The organism is Psychroflexus tropicus DSM 15496, assembly GCF_000378765.1.
GTDB classification, from domain to species: Bacteria; Bacteroidota; Bacteroidia; order Flavobacteriales; family Flavobacteriaceae; genus Psychroflexus; species Psychroflexus tropicus.
Genome location: NZ_KB905345.1, coordinates 224,815 through 248,913, shown reverse-complemented (window position 1 = coordinate 248,913; position 24,099 = coordinate 224,815). Strand labels below are relative to the sequence as shown.

At 35.2% G+C, this 24,099-nt stretch carries 18 protein-coding genes; 10 read left to right on the top strand and 8 right to left on the bottom strand.

Translation table 11 applies throughout. The features are described 5' to 3' along the window. Positions 1-2 precede the first annotated feature (2 nt). Both F598_RS0112185 and F598_RS0112180 read left to right on the top strand, forming a co-directional pair. Entirely contained in the window at positions 3-1,274 is a 1,272-nt protein-coding gene (locus tag F598_RS0112185) for a glycosyltransferase family protein (RefSeq protein ID WP_019039344.1), read from the top strand. A gap of 7 nt (positions 1,275-1,281) precedes the next feature. Further along, positions 1,282-2,748 carry a lipopolysaccharide biosynthesis protein gene (locus F598_RS0112180; RefSeq protein WP_019039343.1) on the top strand — a complete coding sequence of 489 codons (1,467 nt, stop codon included), beginning with the start codon at positions 1,282-1,284 and terminating at the stop codon, positions 2,746-2,748. 55 nt (positions 2,749-2,803) lie between these two features. Here F598_RS0112180 and uvrA read toward each other — a convergent pair whose 3' ends face one another. After that, positions 2,804-5,596, bottom strand: a complete 2,793-nt coding sequence (uvrA, locus tag F598_RS0112175; protein ID WP_026302702.1) for an excinuclease ABC subunit UvrA — start codon at positions 5,594-5,596, stop codon at positions 2,804-2,806. Positions 5,597-5,815: 219 nt separating this feature from the next. Between uvrA and F598_RS0112170 the strand changes: the two genes are divergently transcribed. Both F598_RS0112170 and F598_RS15480 read left to right on the top strand, forming a co-directional pair. Further along, entirely contained in the window at positions 5,816-6,403 is a 588-nt protein-coding gene (locus tag F598_RS0112170; protein WP_019039341.1) for an RNA polymerase sigma factor, read from the top strand. Between the two features lie 55 nt (positions 6,404-6,458). After that, on the top strand, positions 6,459-6,608 hold the full coding sequence (locus tag F598_RS15480) for a hypothetical protein (protein WP_019039340.1): 150 nt from the start codon (positions 6,459-6,461) through the stop codon (positions 6,606-6,608). 24 nt (positions 6,609-6,632) lie between these two features. Here F598_RS15480 and F598_RS0112160 read toward each other — a convergent pair whose 3' ends face one another. Next, positions 6,633-7,301, bottom strand: coding sequence for an endonuclease III domain-containing protein (locus tag F598_RS0112160; RefSeq protein WP_019039339.1), 669 nt, complete (start codon positions 7,299-7,301; stop codon positions 6,633-6,635). Between the two features lie 30 nt (positions 7,302-7,331). On the opposite strand from F598_RS0112160, the gene bcp reads away from it, so the two are divergent. Both bcp and xerD read left to right on the top strand, forming a co-directional pair. Next, complete coding sequence (gene bcp / locus F598_RS0112155) at positions 7,332-7,781, top strand: thioredoxin-dependent thiol peroxidase (RefSeq protein WP_019039338.1); 450 nt, start codon at positions 7,332-7,334, stop codon at positions 7,779-7,781. A 71-nt stretch (positions 7,782-7,852) separates the two neighbouring features. Further along, positions 7,853-8,749 (top strand): site-specific tyrosine recombinase XerD, encoded by an 897-nt coding sequence (gene xerD, locus F598_RS0112150; protein WP_019039337.1) that lies wholly within the window; start codon positions 7,853-7,855, stop codon positions 8,747-8,749. A gap of 2 nt (positions 8,750-8,751) precedes the next feature. Here the strand turns inward: xerD and F598_RS0112145 are convergent, their stop codons facing one another. Beyond that, on the bottom strand, positions 8,752-9,357 hold the full coding sequence (locus F598_RS0112145) for a hypothetical protein (protein WP_019039336.1): 606 nt from the start codon (positions 9,355-9,357) through the stop codon (positions 8,752-8,754). Positions 9,358-9,360: 3 nt separating this feature from the next. Next, positions 9,361-9,855 (bottom strand): RNA polymerase sigma factor, encoded by a 495-nt coding sequence (locus F598_RS0112140; protein ID WP_026302701.1) that lies wholly within the window; start codon positions 9,853-9,855, stop codon positions 9,361-9,363. 91 nt (positions 9,856-9,946) lie between these two features. Here F598_RS0112140 and F598_RS0112135 point away from each other — a divergent pair, with 91 nt between their 5' ends. Beyond that, the gene (locus F598_RS0112135) at positions 9,947-11,242 is read left to right on the top strand and encodes an NAD(P)/FAD-dependent oxidoreductase (protein WP_019039334.1); all 1,296 of its coding nucleotides are present in this window, start codon (positions 9,947-9,949) and stop codon (positions 11,240-11,242) included. Positions 11,243-11,307: 65 nt separating this feature from the next. Here the strand turns inward: F598_RS0112135 and F598_RS0112130 are convergent, their stop codons facing one another. Then, complete coding sequence (locus F598_RS0112130; protein WP_019039333.1) at positions 11,308-12,414, bottom strand: TlpA disulfide reductase family protein; 1,107 nt, start codon at positions 12,412-12,414, stop codon at positions 11,308-11,310. 147 nt (positions 12,415-12,561) lie between these two features. Here F598_RS0112130 and F598_RS0112125 point away from each other — a divergent pair, with 147 nt between their 5' ends. Beyond that, positions 12,562-14,943, top strand: coding sequence for a cell surface protein (locus F598_RS0112125; RefSeq protein ID WP_019039332.1), 2,382 nt, complete (start codon positions 12,562-12,564; stop codon positions 14,941-14,943). A gap of 36 nt (positions 14,944-14,979) precedes the next feature. Here the strand turns inward: F598_RS0112125 and F598_RS0112120 are convergent, their stop codons facing one another. Continuing rightward, complete coding sequence (locus F598_RS0112120; protein ID WP_019039331.1) at positions 14,980-16,161, bottom strand: Pycsar system effector family protein; 1,182 nt, start codon at positions 16,159-16,161, stop codon at positions 14,980-14,982. A 46-nt stretch (positions 16,162-16,207) separates the two neighbouring features. On the opposite strand from F598_RS0112120, the gene F598_RS0112115 reads away from it, so the two are divergent. Then, complete coding sequence (locus F598_RS0112115) at positions 16,208-19,933, top strand: metallophosphoesterase (protein WP_026302700.1); 3,726 nt, start codon at positions 16,208-16,210, stop codon at positions 19,931-19,933. Here F598_RS0112115 and F598_RS0112110 read toward each other — a convergent pair. Both F598_RS0112110 and F598_RS0112105 read right to left on the bottom strand, forming a co-directional pair. Further along, positions 19,930-20,673: a C40 family peptidase gene (locus F598_RS0112110; protein ID WP_019039329.1), complete on the bottom strand. Its 744-nt coding sequence runs from the start codon at positions 20,671-20,673 to the stop codon at positions 19,930-19,932. The genes F598_RS0112115 and F598_RS0112110 overlap by 4 nt on opposite strands. Positions 20,674-20,693: 20 nt before the next feature. After that, positions 20,694-21,869: an acetyl-CoA C-acyltransferase gene (locus F598_RS0112105; RefSeq protein WP_019039328.1), complete on the bottom strand. Its 1,176-nt coding sequence runs from the start codon at positions 21,867-21,869 to the stop codon at positions 20,694-20,696. A 183-nt stretch (positions 21,870-22,052) separates the two neighbouring features. Between F598_RS0112105 and F598_RS0112100 the strand changes: the two genes are divergently transcribed. Continuing rightward, positions 22,053-24,098 carry an HD family phosphohydrolase gene (locus F598_RS0112100; RefSeq protein WP_019039327.1) on the top strand — a complete coding sequence of 682 codons (2,046 nt, stop codon included), beginning with the start codon at positions 22,053-22,055 and terminating at the stop codon, positions 24,096-24,098. Position 24,099: the final 1 nt, after the last annotated feature.

The window sequence follows — 24,099 nt, the reverse complement described above, 5'->3', positions numbered from 1 at the left end:
GCATGAAGAAGGTACTCATTATAACCTATTACTGGCCTCCAGCGGGAGGGCCTGGAGTACAGCGCTGGCTTCAGTTCGCCAACTATTTACCAGATTTTGGTTATCAGCCTGTGATTTACAAACCAAAGAATCCAAGTTATCCCATCACCGACGAAAGCCTTAAAGCCAATCTCTCTGCTGAAGTGATTGAAAAGCCAATTTTTGAACCTTATAGATTTGCAGAGCTGCTTTCAAAATCAGATTCCAAAACCATTAGTAGTGGTATTATAAAGTCTAAAAAAAGGCAATCCTGGAAAGAAAAGATGATGCTTTACATTCGTGGTAATTTCTTCATTCCTGATGCCCGAGTGTTCTGGGTGAAGCCTTCTGTGAAATTCCTGAGCTCCTATATTCAAGAACAGAAGATTGAAACTATTATCACAACAGGGCCACCTCACAGCTTACATTTAATAGGTTTAGGATTAAAAAAAAACCTAAATAATTTACAATGGATTGCAGACTTTAGAGATCCATGGACTACAATTGGTTACCATAAGGCTTTAAAGCTTACAAAAAAGTCTCAGGCTAAGCACAAAAAAATGGAGAGTGACGTCTTAAATTCAGCAGACCAGATAGTGGTAACAAGTTTTCAAACCAAAGCAGAGTTCGAGCAAAAAACAACAATACCAATAGAAGTTATTACGAATGGTTACGGAGAATTATCCGCGGAGGCTGAGCTGAGTGAAGGCTTTACTTTATCCCATATAGGTTCTTTGCTCAACGATAGAAACCCTAAGGTGCTTTGGGAGGTTTTGGCAGAGCTTATCGAAGAAAATCCTGTGTTCAATGATTTCTTTGAGTTGAAGTTTATAGGTAAAGTGAGTGAGAGCGTTTTGGAATCAGCTTATGCTGCTGGTCTTAGAAAACATATAAGTGTTCTTGGGTATTTGAGTCATCAAGATGCTGTTGAAAGCCAGAGAAGTTCACAGATGCTTTTACTTATAGAAATTGATAAACCTGAAACACGAGGGATTATCCCAGGAAAAGTTTTTGAATACCTGGCTGCTAATCGTCCTATTATAGCTATCGGACCTCAGGACTGGGACATAGAGAAAATTATTTCTGAAACCAACTCTGGCGTATGTTTTAAGTATGACGAAAAGCAAAAATTAAAAGTTCATATCAAAAATTCGTTTCAGGCGTTTTTAAACGGAAAACTATCAGCATCCACACAAAATATAGCAAAATATAGTCGTAAAAACTTAACTAAGCAATTGACTCAGCTTATTCAATGATAATATCATGGGAATCGTCGCCAAGCAATCCTTAAATAATCTTATTTCTACCTACTTGGGTTTTGGAATTGGTGCGCTGAATGTTTTGATTTTATACCCCAAATTTCTAACGGTAGAATATTATGGTTTGGTGACCTTTCTTTTGTCTGCTGGTAATTTATTTTGGCCGTTTATGGCGGTAGGGGTTCACAATACCATCGTAAAATTTTACTCTGGTTTTATCTCCACTTCAGATAAGGATAAGCTCCTCAATTTTGCGTTAGTTCTTCCTATGCTTTTGGGCCTTTTTTTGGGCGGTTTAGGATTCTTATTTTATGATTTATTACTCTATTATTTTGAAGGTGAGAATAATTTGGTGCAACCCTATGTATGGGGGATTTTTGTCATAGCCATCACAACGGCCTATTTTGAAGTTTTTTTTGCCTGGGCCAAAGTGCAATACAAAAGCGTATTTGGAACAATTATGCGCGAACTTTTTCATAGGATAGCTATTACCATACTACTGGTTTTACTTTTTTCTGAATTTATTGACGTTAATCAATTTATCTATTTATTAATTGGAGTCTTTGTACTAAGAGCAATGGTGATGTTTGGGTATGCGATAAAACTTTACAGACCTCGTTTTAGTTTATTATTACCTCCAAGATTGAAAGAATTGTTGAATTATTCATTTCTAATTTTCATTGCTGGTACTGTTGCCGTGGCTCTATTTGACTTAGATAAAGTGATGATTGAATATTTTATGCCTATAGAAAATGTTTCGATCTATGGCATTGCTATTTACATAGCTACAGTAATTGCAGTGCCTTCCAAAGCGATGCATCAAATTACAAATCCTATCACTGCCAAGTATTTAAATCATGATGATAAGGAGCCACTCAAAGATTTATACATCCGTAGTTCTAATACCTTGTTTCTCATAAGCGGTTTAGTCTTTGTTTTAATCGTGACCAATGTAAATATGCTTTATGCTATTATTCCAGAAGATTACAGGGTAGGAGTGAGCATTGTATTACTGATAAGTTTTGTTAAGTTGAGTGATAATATTTTAGGCAATAACAACAGTATTATTTTCAATTCAAAGTACTATAAAACTGTTCTAGCTGCAGGACTTGTTCTGGTAGGTGTGGCTTTTACTCTGAATATATGGCTAATCCCTTTATATGGTATTTATGGAGCGGCCTATGCCACTTTTTGCGCGTTTTTAATCTACAATTGTTTTAAGCTTCTTTTTGTGAATTTCACTTTTGGTATCCATCCTTTTAATCGCAAGAGCCTTTATATTTTTATAGTGATTACTCTGCTTATCTTTTCTTTTTATTTCTGGGATTTTAGCACGGATCAAGCGATTTTAAACATTATTTTAAAGTCCATCATTCTCAGCCTCATCTACCTTATCATTAGTATCAAAGCTAATCTATCTAAGGATTTAGTCAATTTATTTCAAAATCTGATGAAGAAGAAAAATCTATAAGATTATCAAAATAATGATTCTGATGTATTGAAATATAATCGCAGAAACCTAAAATTTAAACCTTAGCCTTAAGAAACTGACCAGTGAATGAGTTCTTTTGCTTAGATACTTCTTCTGGTGTTCCTTGCGCTACCAATTGCCCACCTTTTATTCCGCCTTCGGGTCCAAGGTCGATCACGTGATCTGCACATTTAATGAGATCGATGTTGTGCTCAATCACGATGACGCTGTGCCCATTTTCTATTAAAGCTTCAAATGATTTTAGGAGCTTATTGATATCGTGGAAATGTAAGCCAGTTGTAGGTTCATCAAATATAAACAGGGTTTTATCCGCGTTTTTACCTTTGGTTAAAAAGGAAGCCAGTTTTATACGCTGAGCTTCTCCGCCAGATAGTGTAGAGGAGCTCTGGCCTAAAGTTACATATCCCAAACCTACACTTTGCAAGGCTTCCAGTTTATTTGAGACTTTCTTCTCATTATGAGCACTAAAAAAATCCATGGCATCGTCTATGGTCATGGAAAGAACATCATCGATATTCTTGCCTTCAAACTCTATATCCAAAACTTGTTGTTTAAAGCGTTTACCGTTACAAGCATCACAAACGAGGTGAACATCGGCCATAAATTGCATTTCAATAGTTACTTCTCCCTCTCCTTCACAGTTATCGCATCGACCGCCATCTACATTAAAACTAAAATGCTTTGGTTTGAAGTTTCTAATTTTAGAAAGCTTTTGTTTTGCAAAAAGGTTTCTGATATCGTCATAGGCCTTGATATAAGTCACAGGATTGGATCTAGATGATCTTCCAATAGGGTTTTGATCTACATATTCAATATGCTTAATATGTTTAAATTTACCCTCAACGCTATCAAATTGGCCAGCTTTAGTTCCATAACCCCCATTTTGTTTGATCATAGCTGGATAAAGTATCTTTTTAACAAGTGTACTTTTTCCACTCCCAGATACTCCCGTAATAGCTACAAAACTATCGAGAGGAACTCTTACAGAAATATTTTTAAGGTTGTGTTCTCTAGCTCCTTTTAACTCTATGTAAGATGATGAAGTTCTTCTATTGTGTGGAACTGAAATTTCCTTCTTTCCATTAAGGTACTGAGAAGTGAGGGAAGAAGATTTCAAAATCTGTTTATAAGTACCTTTAGCAACAAGCTCCCCGCCATGAGTTCCAGCTTCTGGTCCAATATCGATAATATAATCTGCTGCTTTCATGATGTCCTCATCATGTTCTACAACAATAACAGTATTACCAAGATCCCTTAGGTTTTTCAACACCTCAATTAAACGTTCGTTGTCTTTGGAGTGAAGGCCAATAGAGGGCTCATCTAAAATATACATAGATCCCACCAGACTGCTTCCTAAAGAGGTTGCTAAATTGATACGCTGAGATTCTCCTCCAGATAACGTATTCGATTTTCTGTTTAGAGTAAGATAAGTAAGGCCAACATCCATCAAAAATTTTAGCCTGCTGTTGATTTCTTTTAGAAGACGCTTTCCAACGTGTTGATCATGTTCATTCAATTTCAAAGCCTTAAAAAAATCACTGACTTCGTCTATTGGTAAATCTACAAGTTGAGTGATATCCACTCCGTCAATTTTAACGTAGGTGGCTTCTTTCTTCAATCGTCGCCCTTTACATTCTGGGCACCTGGTTCTTCCTCTATACCTCGATAATAGTACTCGATTTTGGATTTTGTAGGCTTTGGATTTTACCGTTTCAAAAAATTCGTTTACACCTGTCACATATTGGTTACCATTCCAGATGATGTTTTTTTCATCTTCTGTTAATTCAAAATATGGTGTGTGAACTGGAAAATCGAATTTATGGGCATATTTTATAAATTCTTTTTTGTACCAACCCAGAGTGTCTCCACTCCAAGGAGCAATAGCGCCTTCGTAGACACTTAAGCCAGTATTTGGGATGACCAAGGCTTCATCAATATCGATAATATCACCATAGCCTTCGCATTTAGGACAAGCCCCCAAAGGATTATTAAAACTAAATAAATGCGCATTAGGCTCTGTGAAAAGCATTCCATCTAGTTCAAACTTATTATTAAAGTTTGTGATCTCATGCGAGTCCACATCTTCAATATTTAACTCTCCTTTTCCCTCGAAAAAGGCGTTTTGCACAGAGTCTGCTAAACGATTATAAAAATCTTCATCATCTTTCACTACAATTCTATCGACTACTATAGAAAGTTCACTTTTTTTCGAAATCTTTTGATCCTGAGCATCATTGATTTTAATGACTTTATCGTCAACTTTAATTCTACTGAAGCCTTGTTGTTGAAGTATGTTTATTTTTTCCTCGACACTTCTTTTTTTCTCTAATGTGATAGGAGCAAGCAAGAGTAATTTTTGTTTTTCCTTTTTTGATTTTACATAATCCACGACATCAGTCACCGTGTGTTTTTTTACCAGATTACCAGAGATAGGGGAGATGGTCTTACCTATTCTGGCGTAGAGTAATTTGAGATAGTCATATATTTCAGTTGACGTACCTACTGTAGACCTGGGATTGGTAGAATTTACTTTTTGCTCTATAGCTATAGCTGGAGCTATTCCTTTGATGTAATCTACCTTGGGTTTGTCCAGGCGTCCTAAAAATTGCCTGGCATAAGCAGATAGACTTTCAACATAGCGTCTCTGTCCTTCTGCGTAGAGGGTGTCAAAGGCAAGACTGGACTTTCCGGATCCAGAAAGCCCAGTGATGACAACGAGTTTATTTCTAGGAATAACAACATCAATATCTTTCAGATTATGAAGTTTTGCTCCTTTAATGATGATATATTCTCTAGGGTCAATTTTTTCTAAATCTGTGTGTTTCATAGGGCTTTTGAATGCTGCAAATATAGAGATTTGAATACCCAAAACGTAGGTAATCATTGATTCATAATATGTTAAATTTATTAACTGGGTGTTGAGCGTAAACTTATATTTATATATTAGCCAGATATTTATAGGCCTATAAAGCACTTTTACTTAAACTAATATTATCAATAAAACACCTTTGATGCAAAGGTTGTTTTGTATTTAAGTAAAGGATGTATGAATAGAACTTCAATTTCTTCAGAGGCTTACTTAGTCAAACAATATTTATCTGGCGACGAAAACTCACTGTCTATACTCGTCAATAGGCACCAACAAAAAATTTTCAGTTTTATATTTTCCAAAGTTTACGATAAAGACCTGGCTGAGGATATTTTTCAGGATACCTTCATTAAAGTGATACGTACACTTAAGCGTGGGAAATATAATGAAGAAGGTAAATTTCTACCCTGGGTAATGAGAATTGCTCACAACCTGGTGATCGACCATTTTAGAAAAAACAATAGGATGCCTAAGTTTGAAGGTAAAGGGGACTTTGATATTTTAGACTTCATGACAGATGGAGGACTTAATGCTGAAAAACAGCTCATTAAAGAGCAAATCGACTCAGATCTTCATGAATTAATCAAAGAGCTACCGGAAGACCAGTTGGAAGTGTTGGAGATGCGAATTTTTAAGGAAATGAGTTTCAAAGAAATCGCTTTCAAGACCGATGTCAGCATTAATACAGCTTTAGGACGGATGCGTTACGCCCTTATTAATCTAAGAAAAATTATTGATAAACATCAGGTAGTTTTGACCAACTAAGGCATACAATATTTTTAAATTGAAGTCGTTTTCGTTATATTAATAAATAAAGCATATGGCGAAAATCTACTCCAATGAAGTTTCAGAAGTGACTTCAGATTCTTTAAAACCTTCTCAAAAGACCATCAAAACTATTTTAGACTTTTCTAAAGCCTTCTCGGTGGTGAACTACAAAAACTTTCAGTTTGAAAGTATTCAGAATTAAATACTAAAAAGTAATAAAGCTTCCTTACTTAGATTTGGAAGCTTTTTGCTTATAGTAAGCTTTTAAAACCGATTTTCTACCGATAGTTTTGGTGATGATGTCTTTATCCAAGTCCCAGCCTCTAGCAGGAGAATACTCACGACCATACCAAATGATTTGTAAATGAAGATCATTCCATAAGTCTTCTGGGAACAGTCGCTTAGCATCTTTTTCGGTTTGAACCACATTTTTTCCAGTAGTTAGGTTCCACCTGTACATTAGCCGGTGTATATGAGTGTCTACAGGAAAAGTTGGGACATTATAGGCTTGAGCTAAAACTACTGAAGCAGTTTTGTGCCCCACCGCCGGGAGTTCTTCCAGAGCTTCCATACTCTTGGGGACCTTACCTTTATACTTATCGATCAAAATTTTTGAAAGTCCGTAAATACCTTTAGCCTTCATGGGAGACAGTCCTACCGGCTTGATAATCTCTCTAATCTGATCTGGTGACATTTTAATCATATCCCATGGATTATCTGCTTTTTCAAAGAGAAGAGGTGTGATTTGATTTACTTTTACATCTGTACTTTGTGCAGACATCAATACAGCGATGAGAAGGGTGTAAGGATCCTTATGATCTAGAGGAATAGGTATAGACGGATAATATTCCTTTAACGTATTTATAACGAAATCTACTTTTTCAGATTTTCTCATTTCCTGTACTTTTAGACAAAAATAGGAATTATGACAACACTAGAAGCTGGAGATAAAGCTCCAAAATTTGAAGCAAAAGACCAGGATGGAAATACTCATACTTTGGAGGACTATAAGGGTAAAAAGCTAGTAGTTTTCTTTTATCCTAAAGCTAGTACGCCTGGGTGTACTGCAGAGGCTTGTAATTTGAGAGATAACTGGAAAGCCCTTCAATCTCAAGGCTACGAAATTTTAGGGGTAAGTGCAGATTCTCCTAAACGTCAACAAAATTTCAAAGCAAAGTACGAACTGCCATTTCCTCTTTTGGCAGATGAAGATAAAGAAGTCATCAAAGCCTTTGGAGTCTGGGGACCTAAGAAGTTTATGGGTAAAGAGTATGAGGGCATTCATAGAACTACATTTATCATAAATGAAGATTCTGTCCTTGAGGAGGTGATTACCAAGGTAAAAACAAAAGCTCACGCAGAGCAAATCTTATAATTATAAGAAACTATTTCAGAATTGCTTTTCCAACTTTGATATTCTTATCCATAATAGTGTAATTTGGTAGCATGAAATGGCAGCAAGCAATTCAAGATTATACCTATTTTCTCAAAATAGAAAGGGGTTTAGCCGATAATACAGTGGAAAATTATCGGCTAGACATCCTTAAACTCACTAATTACCTTTCGGAATTTGAAACAGATGTTTCTCCAATTACTATAGATGAAGAAATAGTCCAAAATTTCATTTATATCATTTCAAAACTATTAAGTGAACGCTCTCAATCCAGACTCATATCTGGGCTAAAAAGTTTTTTCGACTTCCTGATTTTTGAAGACTACCGTAGTACTAATCCATTAGAATTGATAGAATCTCCACGGTTAGGGCGACAACTACCAGACACATTGTCAACCCAAGAGATCGATCAACTCATCGACGCTATAGATTTATCCCACCCTCAAGGTCAACGTAATAAGGCCATCATTGAAACGCTTTATGGATGCGGCCTTCGAGTAAGTGAATTAATCAGCTTAAAGCTCTCTCATCTTTATTTTGACGAGGGTTATATAAAGGTATTGGGGAAGGGCAACAAGGAGCGTCTTGTGCCCATCAACGATTATACTCAAAAGTATATCAATCTTTACAAAAACCAGATTAGAAATGAACAGCAGATAAAACCAGAATTTAATGATATTCTGTTTTTAAACCGGCGGGGCGCTCAACTCACTCGTGCAATGATTTTTACTATTGTGAAACAACTTGCTAAGTCTGCAAATTTTAGTAAAACCGTTAGTCCGCACACTTTTAGACACTCATTTGCCACGCACTTATTAGAAAATGGAGCTAATTTGCATGTGATTCAACAAATGCTTGGCCATGAGAGTATTACTACGACTGAAGTGTATATGCATTTAGACAAATCTCACTTAAGATCTGTAATGGAGAAATATCATCCTAGAGCTTAAAACTACATTTCCATTTGATTGATGATTTTGTAGTTTTTATGAAGACGTTTAGTCAATATTCCGTAGAGTACGTGATAAAAAAGCAGTAGGAAGCCTATAATAATCAACAGAATAAATGCCATAACACCTGTGATGATCCAGAATTCTTCACTATAAAGTTCGGTCTGACCAGAAATTACCTTGAAAGACGCTAGAATGAACACTATCGTAAAAAAAATAATATTGTAGCGTACGTAGTATTTCACTGTGAGTCTCGTCTTTATAATCTGTCGCATGAGGTTTTTAGCAGAATCTGTAACTTGTATTCTTAAATAATTTCTAAAAAACAAGATGATAAATCCTATAAGGACAATGTAATTCAGCACCGTGGAAATTCTCATGAACCAATAGAAAACCTCTCCTTCGATAAGTTGAAGAGGGTTTTGTCCGGAACTTAGAATTTCAATAATGATCCATAAAGCAAACTCTAAGATACTTATGATAAAAATCCATTTCACACTAGAAGAGGATTTCTTATGTATCATCGGCATTAGCTCTTCTTTTGTATATTTTGGCAAATCCTGATTTCTCTTTTGCCAGTCTTTTTTAATTAGGTCTAATTCATCCATAAATTAAGGATTCAAAATGTTTTTTAATTTGGTTTTCACTCTATTCATTTTCACTCTTGCATTCACTTCAGAAATTCCAAGTGTTTCTGAAATTTCTGTATAAGGTTTATCCTCCAGGTAGAGCAAAACCAAGGCTTTATCGATATCATTTAATTCTTTGATGGCCGCATACATTAATTTTAAATTATCGTCTAGGGTGCTGTCATAGTCCTCTGCTGAAATTTTAAAATCAAAACTTTCCCATGGTAGGGTTTGAACGTTTCTTTTTTTCTTCCGATAAAGCGTTATTGCCGTATTTAATGATACTCGATACATCCAGGTACTAAATTTTGATTCTGCTCGAAATTTCGGATAAGCTTTCCACAGTTGAATAGATATCTCCTGAAATAGATCTTTATGAGTAGCTTCATCATAGGTGTACATCCTACAAATTTTGTGTACAATGTTTTGATGCTTCTCGAGTAAACCTAAAAATTCAGCTTCTTGTTTTTTCCTCAAAACGCTTAAAGTCTATTTATATGTCGTTAAAATTATCAAAAGTTACAAACTTGGCTGTATTTTCAATTAAATTTGAAATAAACACATTTTTATGAACATTCCAGTAACTGATCTACCAAGAGTAGTCATTATAGGTGGAGGATTTGGTGGTGTAAGTTTGGCTAGACATCTTGAGAAGAAACCATTTCAAGTGGTGATGCTGGATAAGAGAAATTACCATACGTTTCAACCCCTTTTATATCAAGTATCGACCTCTGGTCTAGAACCAGATTCTATCGCTTATCCTATCCGAAAAATCCTGAAAAAAAATAAGGATGCTTACTTTAGGATGGCAGAAGTAAGCCACATCGATGATAAGCAACAAATTGTTGAAACCAATATTGGGGAGGTCACGTATGACTACCTAGTCATTGCAACCGGTTCCAAAACCAATTTTTTTGGCAACAAAAGTGTTGAAGAGAATGCGATCTGGATGAAAACAGTTCCTCAAGCCTTAAATTTAAGAAGCTTGATTTTGGAAAATTTTGAAGAAGCAACATTCACAAAGGATCCAGAAAGAAGAAAAGCCTTATTGAATTTTGTAGTTGCCGGAGCTGGTCCTACTGGAGTTGAATTAAGTGGAGCTATTGCAGAGTTAAGGAAGCATGTCATACCGAAAGACTATCAAGATATCAACCCAGAAGATATTCACATTCATTTAATAGAAGGCATGGATCGCGTATTGCCTCCTATGAGTGAAAAGTCCTCTGCAAACGCTCAAAAATATCTTGAAGATTTAGGGGTAGAGATACATCTAAATACATTTGTTAAATCGTATGACGATAAGATTGTAAAAACGAATAACGAAGAGCTTAGCTTTCATGCTGAAACTTTCATTTGGAGTGCTGGCGTCACCGGAGCTGCCATAGAGGGTTTAAAAGGTGAAGCGCTCATGGAGAAAGCAAATCGTTATAATGTCAATGCTTTTAATCAAGTAGAAGGTTATGAAAATATCTTTGCTATTGGAGATATTGCTTTAATGATTAGTGAAGGGTTCCCTAAAGGTCATCCTATGGTGGCTCAACCTGCCATACAACAGGGTGAACATCTTGCTAAAAACCTGCTAAGGACCCTAAACAAACAAAAACTTTTACCTTTTGATTATTTCGATAAGGGTACAATGGCTACGGTAGGAAGAAATAAAGCTGTAGTAGATTTAGATAAAATCAAATTTGGTGGAGCATTTGCCTGGTTGGTATGGATGTTTGTTCATCTTTGGTTTTTGGTTGGATTTAGAAATAGAATCGTTACCTTTTTTAATTGGACCTATAGCTACATCAATTACGATAGAGCTGCAAGATTGATTGTGAGACCTTTTAAGGCCGCAAAATTAAAATCACCTGATTGATAAGGTAAGACAAAATTAAAAAGCTGATAAGTTTTTACTTATCAGCTTTTTTATATTAGAAAGGATTATTCTCCTAAGGCTTCTTTCACCTTATTCCTTAGGTCATCACCTCTTAAGTCTTTTCCTATTATAATCCCATTCTCGTCAATTAAAAAGGCTGCAGGAATTGCTCTTACTCCATACTTTTGAGCGATAGGTTCCTGCCAGTGTTTGAGGTTAGAAACATGATTCCATTCTAAATTATCATCAGCAATGGCTTTTTCCCAGGCATCTTTACGATTGGGTTTATCTAAAGAAACACCAATGACATTAAATCCACTATCCTTATAGTCATTATAAATACTTACAATGTTAGGATTTTCTATTCTGCAGGGTTTACACCAGGAAGCCCAAAAGTCTATTAAAGTCACCTTACCCATAGCTTCGTCTAAGGATATGATATCTCCATCTGGGTTTGGTCCAGAAAATTGAGGTGCTTCAGCACCGATATCTGTTGCGCCAATTTTTGCAATATTTTGTCCTAATTTTTTTCCTAGCGGAGTATCTTTTACTTCTCCTTTATAATTATCATATAGGGATTTCATTTTATTAAGGGGGATAGATTTTGAGCTCATGGCATCAGATAAAGCCATCATACCTACAATGGAATGGGTGTTTTCTTTAATAAAATTTATAGAAGCTTCATTAGCTTCCTTGTCAATAGCTTCTAAATCTAGTCTATAGTCTAAGACAGCTATTTCATCTTGTTGTTGAATCGCTTTTTGTTGTTCAGACTTGATGAAGTTTTTTTCTTTAGAATAACTCGTAATCAAGTTGATGTATTTTTTCAGCAGCTTGTTATGTTGCCCGGCCTCAATTTTAGAACTTCTCAAGTTATCTTTGGAAGCTTCAACTTTTATACTTTCTGCGTCGTTAATGAATATTAAATTTCCATTAACGCCTTCAATCTGAATTAGATTAATATCCTGGTTAACTTCTTTCAGATCAAACTCAAAAGTATTGTTTTGAACCTGTGTAGTATCTAGTGGAATTGGAATATTTTGAGGCCCAAGTTGTGTCAAATACACATTAGTTCCATCTTCAACATTATCAATCGTCGCTTTAAGGTTCGAATTGGAAGTATTACAACCTATAAAAAGTAAAAGTGAAAAAAAACTGAGTATAAATTTCATTGTAATTTTAATTTGACAACAAAAATAATACTCTTACGAAGAGTTACAGACTAAGATGCAGATAATTTGGCATATAATGATAAAACTATCTTAAGTTAAAGTCTACTAAGGATGACATCAATAGTTTTGAAAGCCTTATATTAAGTTATGGACTATTATAAAGAGGTATACCCTTTTCAAATAAAATTAAGCTTTCAAAAAATCCTTGATAATTTTAAGGAACGCTTAGATAAAGAGCAAAATCCAGTCTCTAAAAATTATATTCAGGGGATTATTGATTTTTCAAAATCTTATCCAGAACTTTTTGAAGGTTTAGATGATTTTGAGAATCTTGAACAGTATAAAGATCAAATAAAAATCCTTTTGGACGATCTTTTTCCAGACGTATTAACAAACAATGAAATTAAGGTCGCAACCGTTCCCTTTAGAAATAAAATATTTAGAAAAACCAAAAGGTTTGAGCGAATACTAGAAGCAGTTCCAGACAAAAACTTCCAGTTTTTACCAAGAAACTTCAATATTGAAAAGGATTACATTTTAGCGTGTATCATCATCCTAAATACCTATTACAATTACAATGTAGACTTTTTTAGACCCGAATATTACGATGTTCCCGATGCCAATGGAAATTTTAGGAATTATAGATTGTTTGTCAATGCAGACTTTGTAGAGTTAATACCTACTAAAGAGGCCGTCGATATTACTGAAGATGACCTGGATGAATTACTGAAAAGGCACGACGATATTGAATTTTGGAAAGAAAAATTTCCTCCTAATTCCTGGATCTTTAAAGGCTTTGCCATTTTGAATTTTACAGATATCACTTCAGATAATAGTATCTCAGAAATAAAAACACTTTTACTCAATAATAATATTTTTTCTGACTCAAAGGCGGTGTCGCTTAAAATGTCCAGAATTTTAAAAGCAATTTTTAATTTACCAAAGCTTGAGTTTGGTTTTGCTTTGTTTGACGATGAAAATGAAAAATTTCAGAACACAAATTCCAATTTTATAGAAAGTTATATTCTAGATTCAATTTCTGAAAATGGGTGCAGAGAAGCCTTTTGTCATGGGGCATACCAGTCTATCGTTGAGCAGCATCGCTATTTTAGTATTACAGATGTTGATCTTTATACCGAAAAAAATCCCTCCAATAAATTTGCTGCTCATTTAAAATCCAAGGGGATAAAGTCTGTTGTATTAGCTCCTGTTAGCAAAAACAACAAACTATTAGCCATTCTTGAATTGGTGAGTTATGCTAAAAACGATTTAAATAATATAAATGCAACCAAGCTAGATGATATTGTTCCCTATATAGCAGAAACTGTTGAAAACTTAAGACAAGATCGCCGAAACAGAATTAAAGCAATTATACAGAGTGAGTATACTTCTATACATCCTAGCGTAGAATGGAAATTTAAAGAGGAAGCTGAACGCTTATATACTGAAAAATCAAGCAAAACTGATTATGAATTAAAAGACATTACATTTAAAAACGTCCATCCTTTATTTGGCCAAATCGATATTGCGAGTTCCTCGACTCAGCGTAATAAAGCAGTTCAGAATGATCTGATTCATCAGCTAAATCAAGTGTTAAATATTATCAATTCAGCTTACGAAACTCAATCTATCCCTATTTATGAGCAGTTAGGTTATAGAATTTCAGATACACTTACTGAATTGTCTGAAGGAATATCTGCTTCTTCAGAAGAGAAAGCTAACCATTTGTTCACTGAGGATATTATTCCTGTCCTTGAACACATCAAAGCGAATGTTCCTTCTAGCAAAGCAGCAGTTATATCCTATTTGAATAAAACAGAATCTGGTGCTAAAGCCTTTCATAAAAATCGGGATGAGTTTGACGAAAGTGTCTCAAGAATTAATTATGCCATGGCGAGTTATATCGATCAAAAACAAATAGAGGCTCAGAAAATCTTTCCTCATTATTTTGATAGGTATAAAACAGATGGTGTAGAGCACAACATGTACATAGGTCAGTCTATCGTTAAAGATTTACAGTTTAGTGAAGTTGTCTTGGAAAACCTAAGGCTATGGCAACTTAATGTGATGTGTGAAATGGAAAACAAATTCTATAAAATACAAGAAACGAAAGACCTGAAATTGAGTTCTAGATCTTTAATTTTAGCTTTTAATAATACACTTACTATTCACTATCGAATGGATGAAAAACACTTTGATGTGGACGGCTCTTATAATGCCAGGTATGAAATTATTAAAAAGAGAATAGATAAGGCTTTAATAAAAAATACAAAAGAACGTATTACTTCTAAAGGAAAACTTACCATTGTTTACTCTCAAAAGGAAACTGAAGAAGAGTATCAAAAATATTTGAAATATCTACAGCATAAAAAATATGTTGCTAATAACATTGAGGTGTTAGATGTAGAAGATCTTCAAGGCGTTTCTGGTTTAAAGGCTATAAGAGTAAGTATTCTATATCATTCTGAAAATCAATCCAAAAGCATGACTTACGACGATCTTGTAAAGACGATGAAGAATAAAGCCTAACTTCTTGTTTTACAGCTGTGTCATATTTTTTTTGTGCTAAATAATCTTGAAGGCGATAAAAAAGCTTACAACGGAAATGATAATTCCTAGCATAAAAATATTGTAAGTTAATCTCAGTAATCGGTATTTACGTTCCAACACTTTTCCAAGTAGATAAAGATCTTTTATCAATGCTTCATAGACATAGTCTTTATCTTTCATTATCTCTTGTACACCCCATAAGTAGTCGTCGAACTTCATTTTATGAAAATTTCCAAAAAATAGAATGTTTATATCTCTGTTTTTGACTTGATCCTTGGTAAATTCTCCAGAGGTTACATTGGGCCTGGTAGATAAAATAGATAGAATAATTGCTGCTACACTAAAGCAAATTAAAATTAAAGTAGGAATCATCAAATGCTCATTACTCGGGTTATCAAGTTTTGGAATGATATTGGCCAGCGCCAGGGATATAATAATGGCGTTGACAGATAATAAAATATTAGCTTTAGTATCTGCTATATCACTTAGTTTGATGTGGTTTCTTAAGGTTGTTCTAAAGAGAGTTTGGACACTACGTTCTGGATTGTCATTTTTATATTGAGCTTTGTACTTTGCCTTAAGTTTTTCCTTTTCGTGTTTACGTTTTTTCTTATCCCTTTCTTCAATCAATCCAATTAAATTCTGTTGCTTTTTACTACTCCAGTTTTTAATGGCATAAGTGGAGTAAAACTGATGCTTGGTAGATAGCATTTCAATATTGAGATCACGCCATTCTTCAGCAGAGTATTTTTCTCCTCTTAAGTTTAATTCCTGTCTTAGTAATTCACTTATTTCCTTAAAAGTATCTTTAGCAAAATGAGAACAATCTGCGTCTTTTAGAATGCTTTCGATTTCATTTGCTGGTTCAGCATCCATTCTGGTTACATCTATAGTACTTTCAACTTTTGAAATCAAAGCTTCCGGATAATTTAGTTGTCCTAGAAACTCTCTAGCGATGCGTTTACTTTCCTGTTCATGATTTTTTTCTGATACCGTGTAGCCAGTGTCATGCAACCAGGCCGATAAAATTAATACTTCTTTATCCTCTTTATTTAAATTTTGTTCCTCTGCTAGTACCTTAGCATTTTCAACAACTCTTTGGGTGTGATTGAAATTATGGTAAACAAATCTTGTAGATAGCTTATCTTTGAATAAATTCAATACAAAAGATTCTGTTTCCGAAATGAAATCTGTCATATACAGTGATTTTATGCGAAATTAAAAGAAAAAAGATACCCTTTCAATGAAGTATACATTACTAACAGTTATCCTTAGCTTTTTAATGCTCTCTTGTGCAACATACGAAGTTAAATATAAAAATCAAGACCAATTTAAATCTTCAAACTACCCAAGTCATAAAAATCTTGCTCAACGATTTTATCTTATTGGCGATACGGGGTATGAAAACTTGGAAGGAACCCCTCCAGGTATCGCTGCTTTCAAACGATATTCCGTTTCTAAGGATACTAAAAACGATAAGGTCATCATTCTTGGAGACAATATATATCCAGCTGGACTTCCCAGTAAAGGAGATAAAGATAGGGCACAAGCAAAACGAATCATAGATGCACAAACCTCAAGCTTACAATTTTTTGAAGGAGATGTGCATTTTATTCCAGGTAATCACGACTGGTATTCTGAAGGTTTAACTGCTTTAGAAAATCAAAAAGATCGAGTGGAAGATGCGTTAAATAGTCAGGATAAGCCTTGGCTACCAAATCCTGGCTGCGGAATGTCATTTGTAGATATTTCTGATGAAGCGCATCTTATCATATTAGATTCCCAATGGATTTTATCCAACTGGGATAAAAACCCTTTGATCAATAGAAACTGCGATCAAATAAAGACTTTAGAACAATTTTACGAGGAATTTGAAACCGAATTGAAAAAAAATCAGAATAAAACCACCTTGGTTGCCTTACACCATCCTCTTTACACAAATGGTGTTCATGGAGGTACTTACGAGTTTTCAAAACACTTATTTCCTTCAGATAAAAAAATCCCTTTACCAGGTCTAGCTTCTTTAGCCAATCTTATAAGAGTATCGGGTGGTGTTTCTGTACAAGATACCCAGAACAACCAATACCAGTCCATGGTAGATAGAATTTCTGCGATTGCCAGCCGATGGAATAAAGTAGTTTTTGCCTCAGGTCATGAACATAGCTTACAATACATAGAAAACGATTTGGTGAAACAAATCGTTTCTGGTTCCGGTTCTAAAAAATCTTACGTCAAATTGGGCAATAATGGCGAGTTTGCTTACCCTGGTCATGGTTTTGCTGTATACGACGTGTTTGAAGATGGCTCTTCATGGGTTCAGTTTTACACTGCAGATGAAGAACCTGAGTTAATTTTTCAAAAAGAAATCTATGCTCCCGATGATGGCTTTGATCTAAAAGATTTGCCAGAAGAATTCCCAAATAACTACACTACTTCCGTTTATGATGAATTCAAAACGCAAAGGTCTGAGTTTTATGAAAGTTTTTGGGGCGAGCATTACAGAGACCTGTATACCAGAAAGATTACAGTACCTGTTTTAAAAATTGATTCAGCTTATGGCGGGCTCCAGCCCATGCGTATGGGTGGAGGAATGCAGACCAACTCTCTTCGATTAAATGATAAGTCTGGAAGGGAGTATAATATCAGACAAATCAAAAAGAACCCTGTTAGGCTTTTACAACAATTTGTCTATCCTGATAAAAATCTAAAGGATGAGTTTGATGAAACTATTGTAGAAGAGGCGCTTTTGGATTTTCTAACAGCGGCTCATCCTTTCGGTTTTATGGCTGTCCCCGTTTTATCTGAAGCTATTGGTGTTTATCACACCAATCCGAAATTGGTCTATATTCCAAAACAAAAAGGTTTAGAGAAATTCAACAGTGTTCATGGAGATGCTTTGTATATGATTGAGGAACGTCCGGAAGAACATTGGATGGGAACCGAAGGTGTTTTTGGAAATCCAAATCATGATATTGTAAGTACTGCAGATATGATAGAACGCTTACGTAGAGATGAAAAGTATAGTCTGGATGAATCAAATTACCTTAGAGCCAGACTTTTCGATATGTTGCTTGGTGACTGGGATAGACATGAGGATCAGTGGCGCTGGTCAGAATTTGAAAAGGAGAATGGTGATCGTTATTTTAGACCAATTCCAAGGGACAGAGATCAAGTATTTGCCAATTTTGATGGTGGATTTTTTAACGCCCTGCGTTTTATGAGTTCGGTTCCAAAAAAGTTTCAACCCTACGATAAGGATATTGAAAATTTAAGGTGGTTTAATAATTCAGGGCTTAGCCTCGACAGAATGATCATTAGAAATGATACTAAAAAGGATTGGGTTGAGCAGGCGATTTATATTCAAGAGCATTTAACAGATGAAGTTATTGAAAAGGCGTTTTCTAAACTTCCAAATGAAATTGATAAAGAAAGAACTCAAAAATTAATTTCAATTTTTAAAGCACGTCTTTCTAAATTAACTGAATATGCTGAGGAGTATTATGATATATTAAATTCAATTTCTGTGCTTATAGCAACCGATAAAGATGACTTTATAGATGTGTATCGGGAAGAGGATGGGGAGACAAGAATCGTAATCACTCGAAATATACAAGGAGAGCGAAAGTATACCATAGTGGACAAAGTGTATAGTCCAAAAGAGACCCAGGAGGTATGGATCTATGGTTTAGGTGATGAAGATACCTTTACAGTATCGGGTCAACACCCAACCAAAATAAAAGTGAGATTGATAGGAGGGCATGATGATGATACATACTTCATTAAATCGGGCAAAAAGATAAGGGCTTATGACCATAGATCTATAGAAAATTCTGTCGAGCTTAAAAATGGAGGTAGGGTTGTGAGAACAGATGATTATGTCATCAATACCTTCGATAAGGATAGAAGTGTAAGCCATACCAGTTCATTTTTGCCGCGTATTGGTTTTAATCCAGATGACGGGCTGCTGTTTGGCGTACAAACTTCTTTTGGGTATAACGGGTTTCAGCTTAATCCCTTTACCTATAAACATAATTTAAGGGCTGGAATTTATACCGCTACCGGAGGTTTTGATTTTGGTTATGAAGGCGAATTTGCCAACATCCTTGGTAATTATAATTTGTTTACTAGCTTAGAATATTCAAGTCCAAATTTTGCCAGAAACTTTTTTGGTTTTGGAAATGGAACCGATAATCCTGAAGATGTTTTGGGCAGGGATTTTAACAGGGTTAAAATCAGAAGAGCAGAATTTGAAGTTGGAATGAGAAGGATCTCTGATTATGGCAGTACGTTTGAGCATAAGCTGTCCTATCAGAATTATAAAGTAGATAGGACCGAAGATAGGTTTATAGACATAATAGGTGATCAGCTTATTGCAGATGATTCTGATTTCTTTGATGCCAAAAATTTCTTTTCTTATCAGTCCTCATACCACTATCACAGCTTTGATGACGAACTCAACCCAACTAGGGGTATGGATTTCAAAGTTGAATTAGGAGGGACGATGAACCTCACCAACACAGATCAAATTTTTATTTTTCTGAATCCGCATTTAGAATTTTTTAATGCCTTATCAAAAAATAAAAAGTGGATTTTAAGAACAAAAGCCTCTTCTCAACTTATGTCTAATAACGATTTTGAGTTTTATCAAGGAGCAACTTTAGGTTCTCGAAATGGTTTGAGAGGGTTTAGAAGGGATAGGTTTATAGGAAAAGAAAGTCTTGTGGGTAACATAGATTTGAGATATAGCTTCAACGAGATCAAAACGAATGTTATTCCACTACAGTTTGGAGTTTTTGGAGGATTTGATGTGGGGAGAGTTTGGACGGAAGTCCCGGAATCTAGTCAGTGGCAGAACAACTATGGCATAGGCTTTTGGATCAATGGTGCCGACTTATTCTCGGGTACTTTCAATTTCTTTCAAAGCGATGATGGCTTTTGGTTCTCGTTTGGGTTTGGAGCCTCCTTTTAAACCACTTTCTTAATCACTCTTAAGTTATGTGAATAGCGGTTTGTATCCACATTGAAAATCCCGGAATGATCTATACGATCTATCCTCACCTGTCCGTGTGCATGGATAATATAGTTCTCTTTCATCATGATCCCCACATGAATAATTTTTCCTTCTTCATTATCAAAAAAAGCAAGATCGCCAGGTTCGCTTTCTTCAATAAAGGAAAGGGCTTGACCTTGTTTAGCTTGCTCATAAGCATCACGAAAAAGGTGGATTCCGCTAATTTTATAAACCATTTGTACAAACCCACTACAATCTATTCCAAAAGGAGATTTTCCACCCCATAAATAGGGTGAATTAAGGTATAACATAGCTGTATCTACGAGATCTCTTTTGGAAAAGTTATGATTATTGGCTCCATCAAATTTATGACCCAGTAGTTTGGATGCCTCGATAGAAGAACCAATACATACTGGCATCAAATGACCATGTTTAGTCGTCATTAAACTTAACAAGTCTGTTGAGAAGCTTCGAGTTGTGTTGAGATTTTCATAAGTAGTTTCATCAATTTCAAAAGCCTGCTTCACATCTAGCCAACCTTCGTAATCATCAAAAGCTATACGGATTTTGATCCATTTTAATTTGTTTTCGATCACCTCAAAGTGGTCCCCGTAAAGAAGTTGGGTTACCATTTCTGACGCATCGCTAGGCTCAGCTCTTACAGCCACCACACTTAGAGGACAAATTCCGTATAGCATCTTAATAAGTTATAAATAGATTAACGTTCCAGTACCATAGCTGAAGCACCACCACCTCCATTGCAAATCGCAGCAGCACCTAGTTTAGCCTGATTTTGCTTCATGACATTAATGAGTGTTATCAAAATTCTTACACCAGAGCAACCTAACGGGTGTCCTAGAGATACCGCACCTCCATGAACATTAACTTTATTGCTATCTAAACCGAGTAGTTTAGTGTTGGCAATTCCAACAACCGAAAATGCTTCATTAAATTCAAAGTAATCAATATCCTCTTTAGAAACATTAGCCTTTTTTAAGGCAAGAGGTAATGCTTTAGCAGGCGCAGTGGTAAAGCGTTTAGGCTCTTGTGCTGCATCCGCATAACTTTTTATAGTGGCTAATACTTCTAAACCTAACTCCTCTGCTTTTTCTTTACTCATTAATATTACAGCTCCCGCACCATCATTTATAGTTGAAGAGTTCGCTGCTGTAGCAGTTCCGTCTTTGCTAAAAGCTGGTCTTAAAGCTGGAATTTTCTCAAGCTTAATGTTTTTAAATTCCTCGTCCTCATTCATGATTTTAGGATCTCCCTTTCTCTGAGGAATTTCTACAGGAACGACTTCATCGTTAAATTTTCCAGCCTTCCAAGCTTCTGCACTTCTTTTGTAGGATTCTTTGGCAAATTCATCTTGTTCTTCTCTAGAGATATTGTGTTCTGTGGCACATAAGTCTGCACAAACTCCCATAGCATTTTGATCATAAGCATCTACAAGACCATCGCGTTGAAGTCCATCTACCATTTGGGCTGGTCCGAATTTTTGTCCTTTTCTTAGGTGAAGGTAATGAGGAATCATACTCATGTTTTCCATTCCACCTGCAACTACGATTTCGGCATCACCTAGCGCAATAGCCTGTGCTCCTTGCATCACAGCTTTCATCCCACTAGCGCAAACCTTGTTCACAGTTGTACAGGGTACAGAGTCTGGGATACCAGCTCCCAAAGCAGCTTGTCTTGCTGGCGCTTGTCCATTATTAGCCTGGACAACGTTACCCATTAGCACTTCACTTACTAATTCAGGATTTAAGTTTATTTTAGATAAAGCGCCTTTAATGGCAATTTCTCCAAGCTTAGTAGCTGGAATTGAAGATAAGCTACCAAGAAAACTACCAATTGGTGTTCTTGCTGCACTTACTATAACGATTTCTTTAGACATAATTAAAATTTTTAATTGCAGCGAATTTAAGAATTTAAAGCTAATCAGGTTTCAATTATTGAGACCTTAAATATATTTTTTGATATTCCATTTTTGATTTTTTTGATGAGGCCTCTGCTAAACTAAAAAATAAGAATGTATCCTAAGACTATATATTTTCATAAATTTGAGCAATCTTAAGCTATGAATAATCTTTTAGACAACTTATATAAGAACCAATCGATCATCTTTAAGTTTTTTCTTCTAGCTTTAAGTGTTTTTTTTATTGTTTATTTCTTTCCTACAGGTGGTCAATTCAAATACGAAATTATAAAAGGTAAACCCTGGCAATATGAAAATCTTTATGCTCCTTTTGATTTTGCAATTTTAAAATCTGACGAAGAAATTGCAGCTGAAAAATCAAAAATAAAAAAGACACATATTCCATATTTCAATTTTGATGTCTCGACTGCACAAGATGTTAAAGACAACTGGAAAGATAAAATTGATGCTTCAGAGGATTCCCTCATTAAAAGTAGACCTGTTTTAGAAAATTTCATCTCACAAACCATCAATCAGATATATGAAACCGGAATCAAAATACAAGATGATAGAGAACAAAATTCCAGTATCGCTTTCTTAATCAAGTCTAAGCAAGTAGAAGAAGTCCCTTACAACGATTTACTTACTCAGGAAGATTTGAAGCCTTTTCTAATCGATAAAATAGAAAGTTCCGATCTTTCGGAAGTTCGAAATTCAATATTAGAAATATTTTTTGAGGTTCTGAAAGTGAATGTAAGTTATGACCAGGATCTGAACGAAAAACAAATTCAGTCTAAGTTCGACCAGATCTCTTATACTAGAGGCAGAGTGACTAAGGACAGTAAAATTATTGCGAAAGGAGAAATTATAGAAGGAGAGAAATTAAGAATTCTAAAGTCATTGAAGCATGAATATGAATCTCAAAGTCTTGAATCGTCTTCTTATGTTGTAGTTATTACTGGCTATACTTGCCTCGTGGGCCTTTCTTTATTGATGCTACTTCTGTTCATTAGACAGTATCGACCAAATATATATGATAACAATAATAAGATCACTTTTATTTTCTTTAATATTCTTTTCTTAGTTTTCTTAACCCTCCTGGTTTTGAAGCTGGATACTGATTATATCTATGTTGTTCCTTTGTGTATATTACCACTAACGCTTAAAGCCTTTTTTGATGCTAGGCTAGGTCTTTTTACTCATATGATAACCGTGCTTATTTTAGGGCTAATTGTACCTGATAGTTACGAGTATATGTTCTTACAGATTATAGCAGGCATAGTCACTATTCTTACGGTTTCAGAATTATATAAAAGAGCTAACTTATTTCTCTCTGTGGTGCAAATAACACTCGTATATATCTTTGCCTACTTCGCTTTTAATATGATTAAGGAGGGAAGTATATCGGAAATAAATTATAATAATTTTATTTATTTCCTTTTAAGTGGTGTGGGTTTACTTTTCGTTCAGCCACTGATTTATGCATATGAGAAAATTTTTGGCTTGATTTCAGATTTGTCTTTACTTGAATTATCTGACACAAATTCAAAATTACTTAAAGAACTTGCTAATATCGCTCCCGGGACATTTCACCATTCATTAAATGTAGCCAACCTTGCAGAAGCCGCTGCAAACGAAATTGGAGCTAATTCGCTGTTGATACGTGTGGGTGCGCTATATCATGATATCGGTAAGATGAAAAATCCTATTTATTTTACTGAAAATCAGACCACCTCAGTTTCCCCACACGACGAATTATCACCAAAGGAAAGCGCTGAGGTTATCATAAATCATAGGCTCGAAGGAATAGAGATTGCGAAACGAAGAAACTTACCAGATCGAATAATTGATTTTATTAGGACTCATCACGGAACGACGACTGTTTATTATTTCTATACCAAGCAGAAAGAAGAAGAGGAGGAAGAGGATATAAATCCTGAAGATTTTAGATATCCAGGCCCAATTCCTTTCAGTAAAGAGACCGCTATCTTGATGATGTGCGATTCTGTTGAGGCGGCTAGTAAATCACTAAAAGAACCAAGCACTCAGCTTATTGATGATTTTGTTGAAAAAATTATTGATAAACAAATTCAGGAAGATCAATTTATAAATGCCAACATTACCTTCAAAGAAATTCAATCTATAAAAAAGATTTTAAAAGCAAAACTCAATAATATTTATCACCTCAGAATCGAATACCCAGACTAAT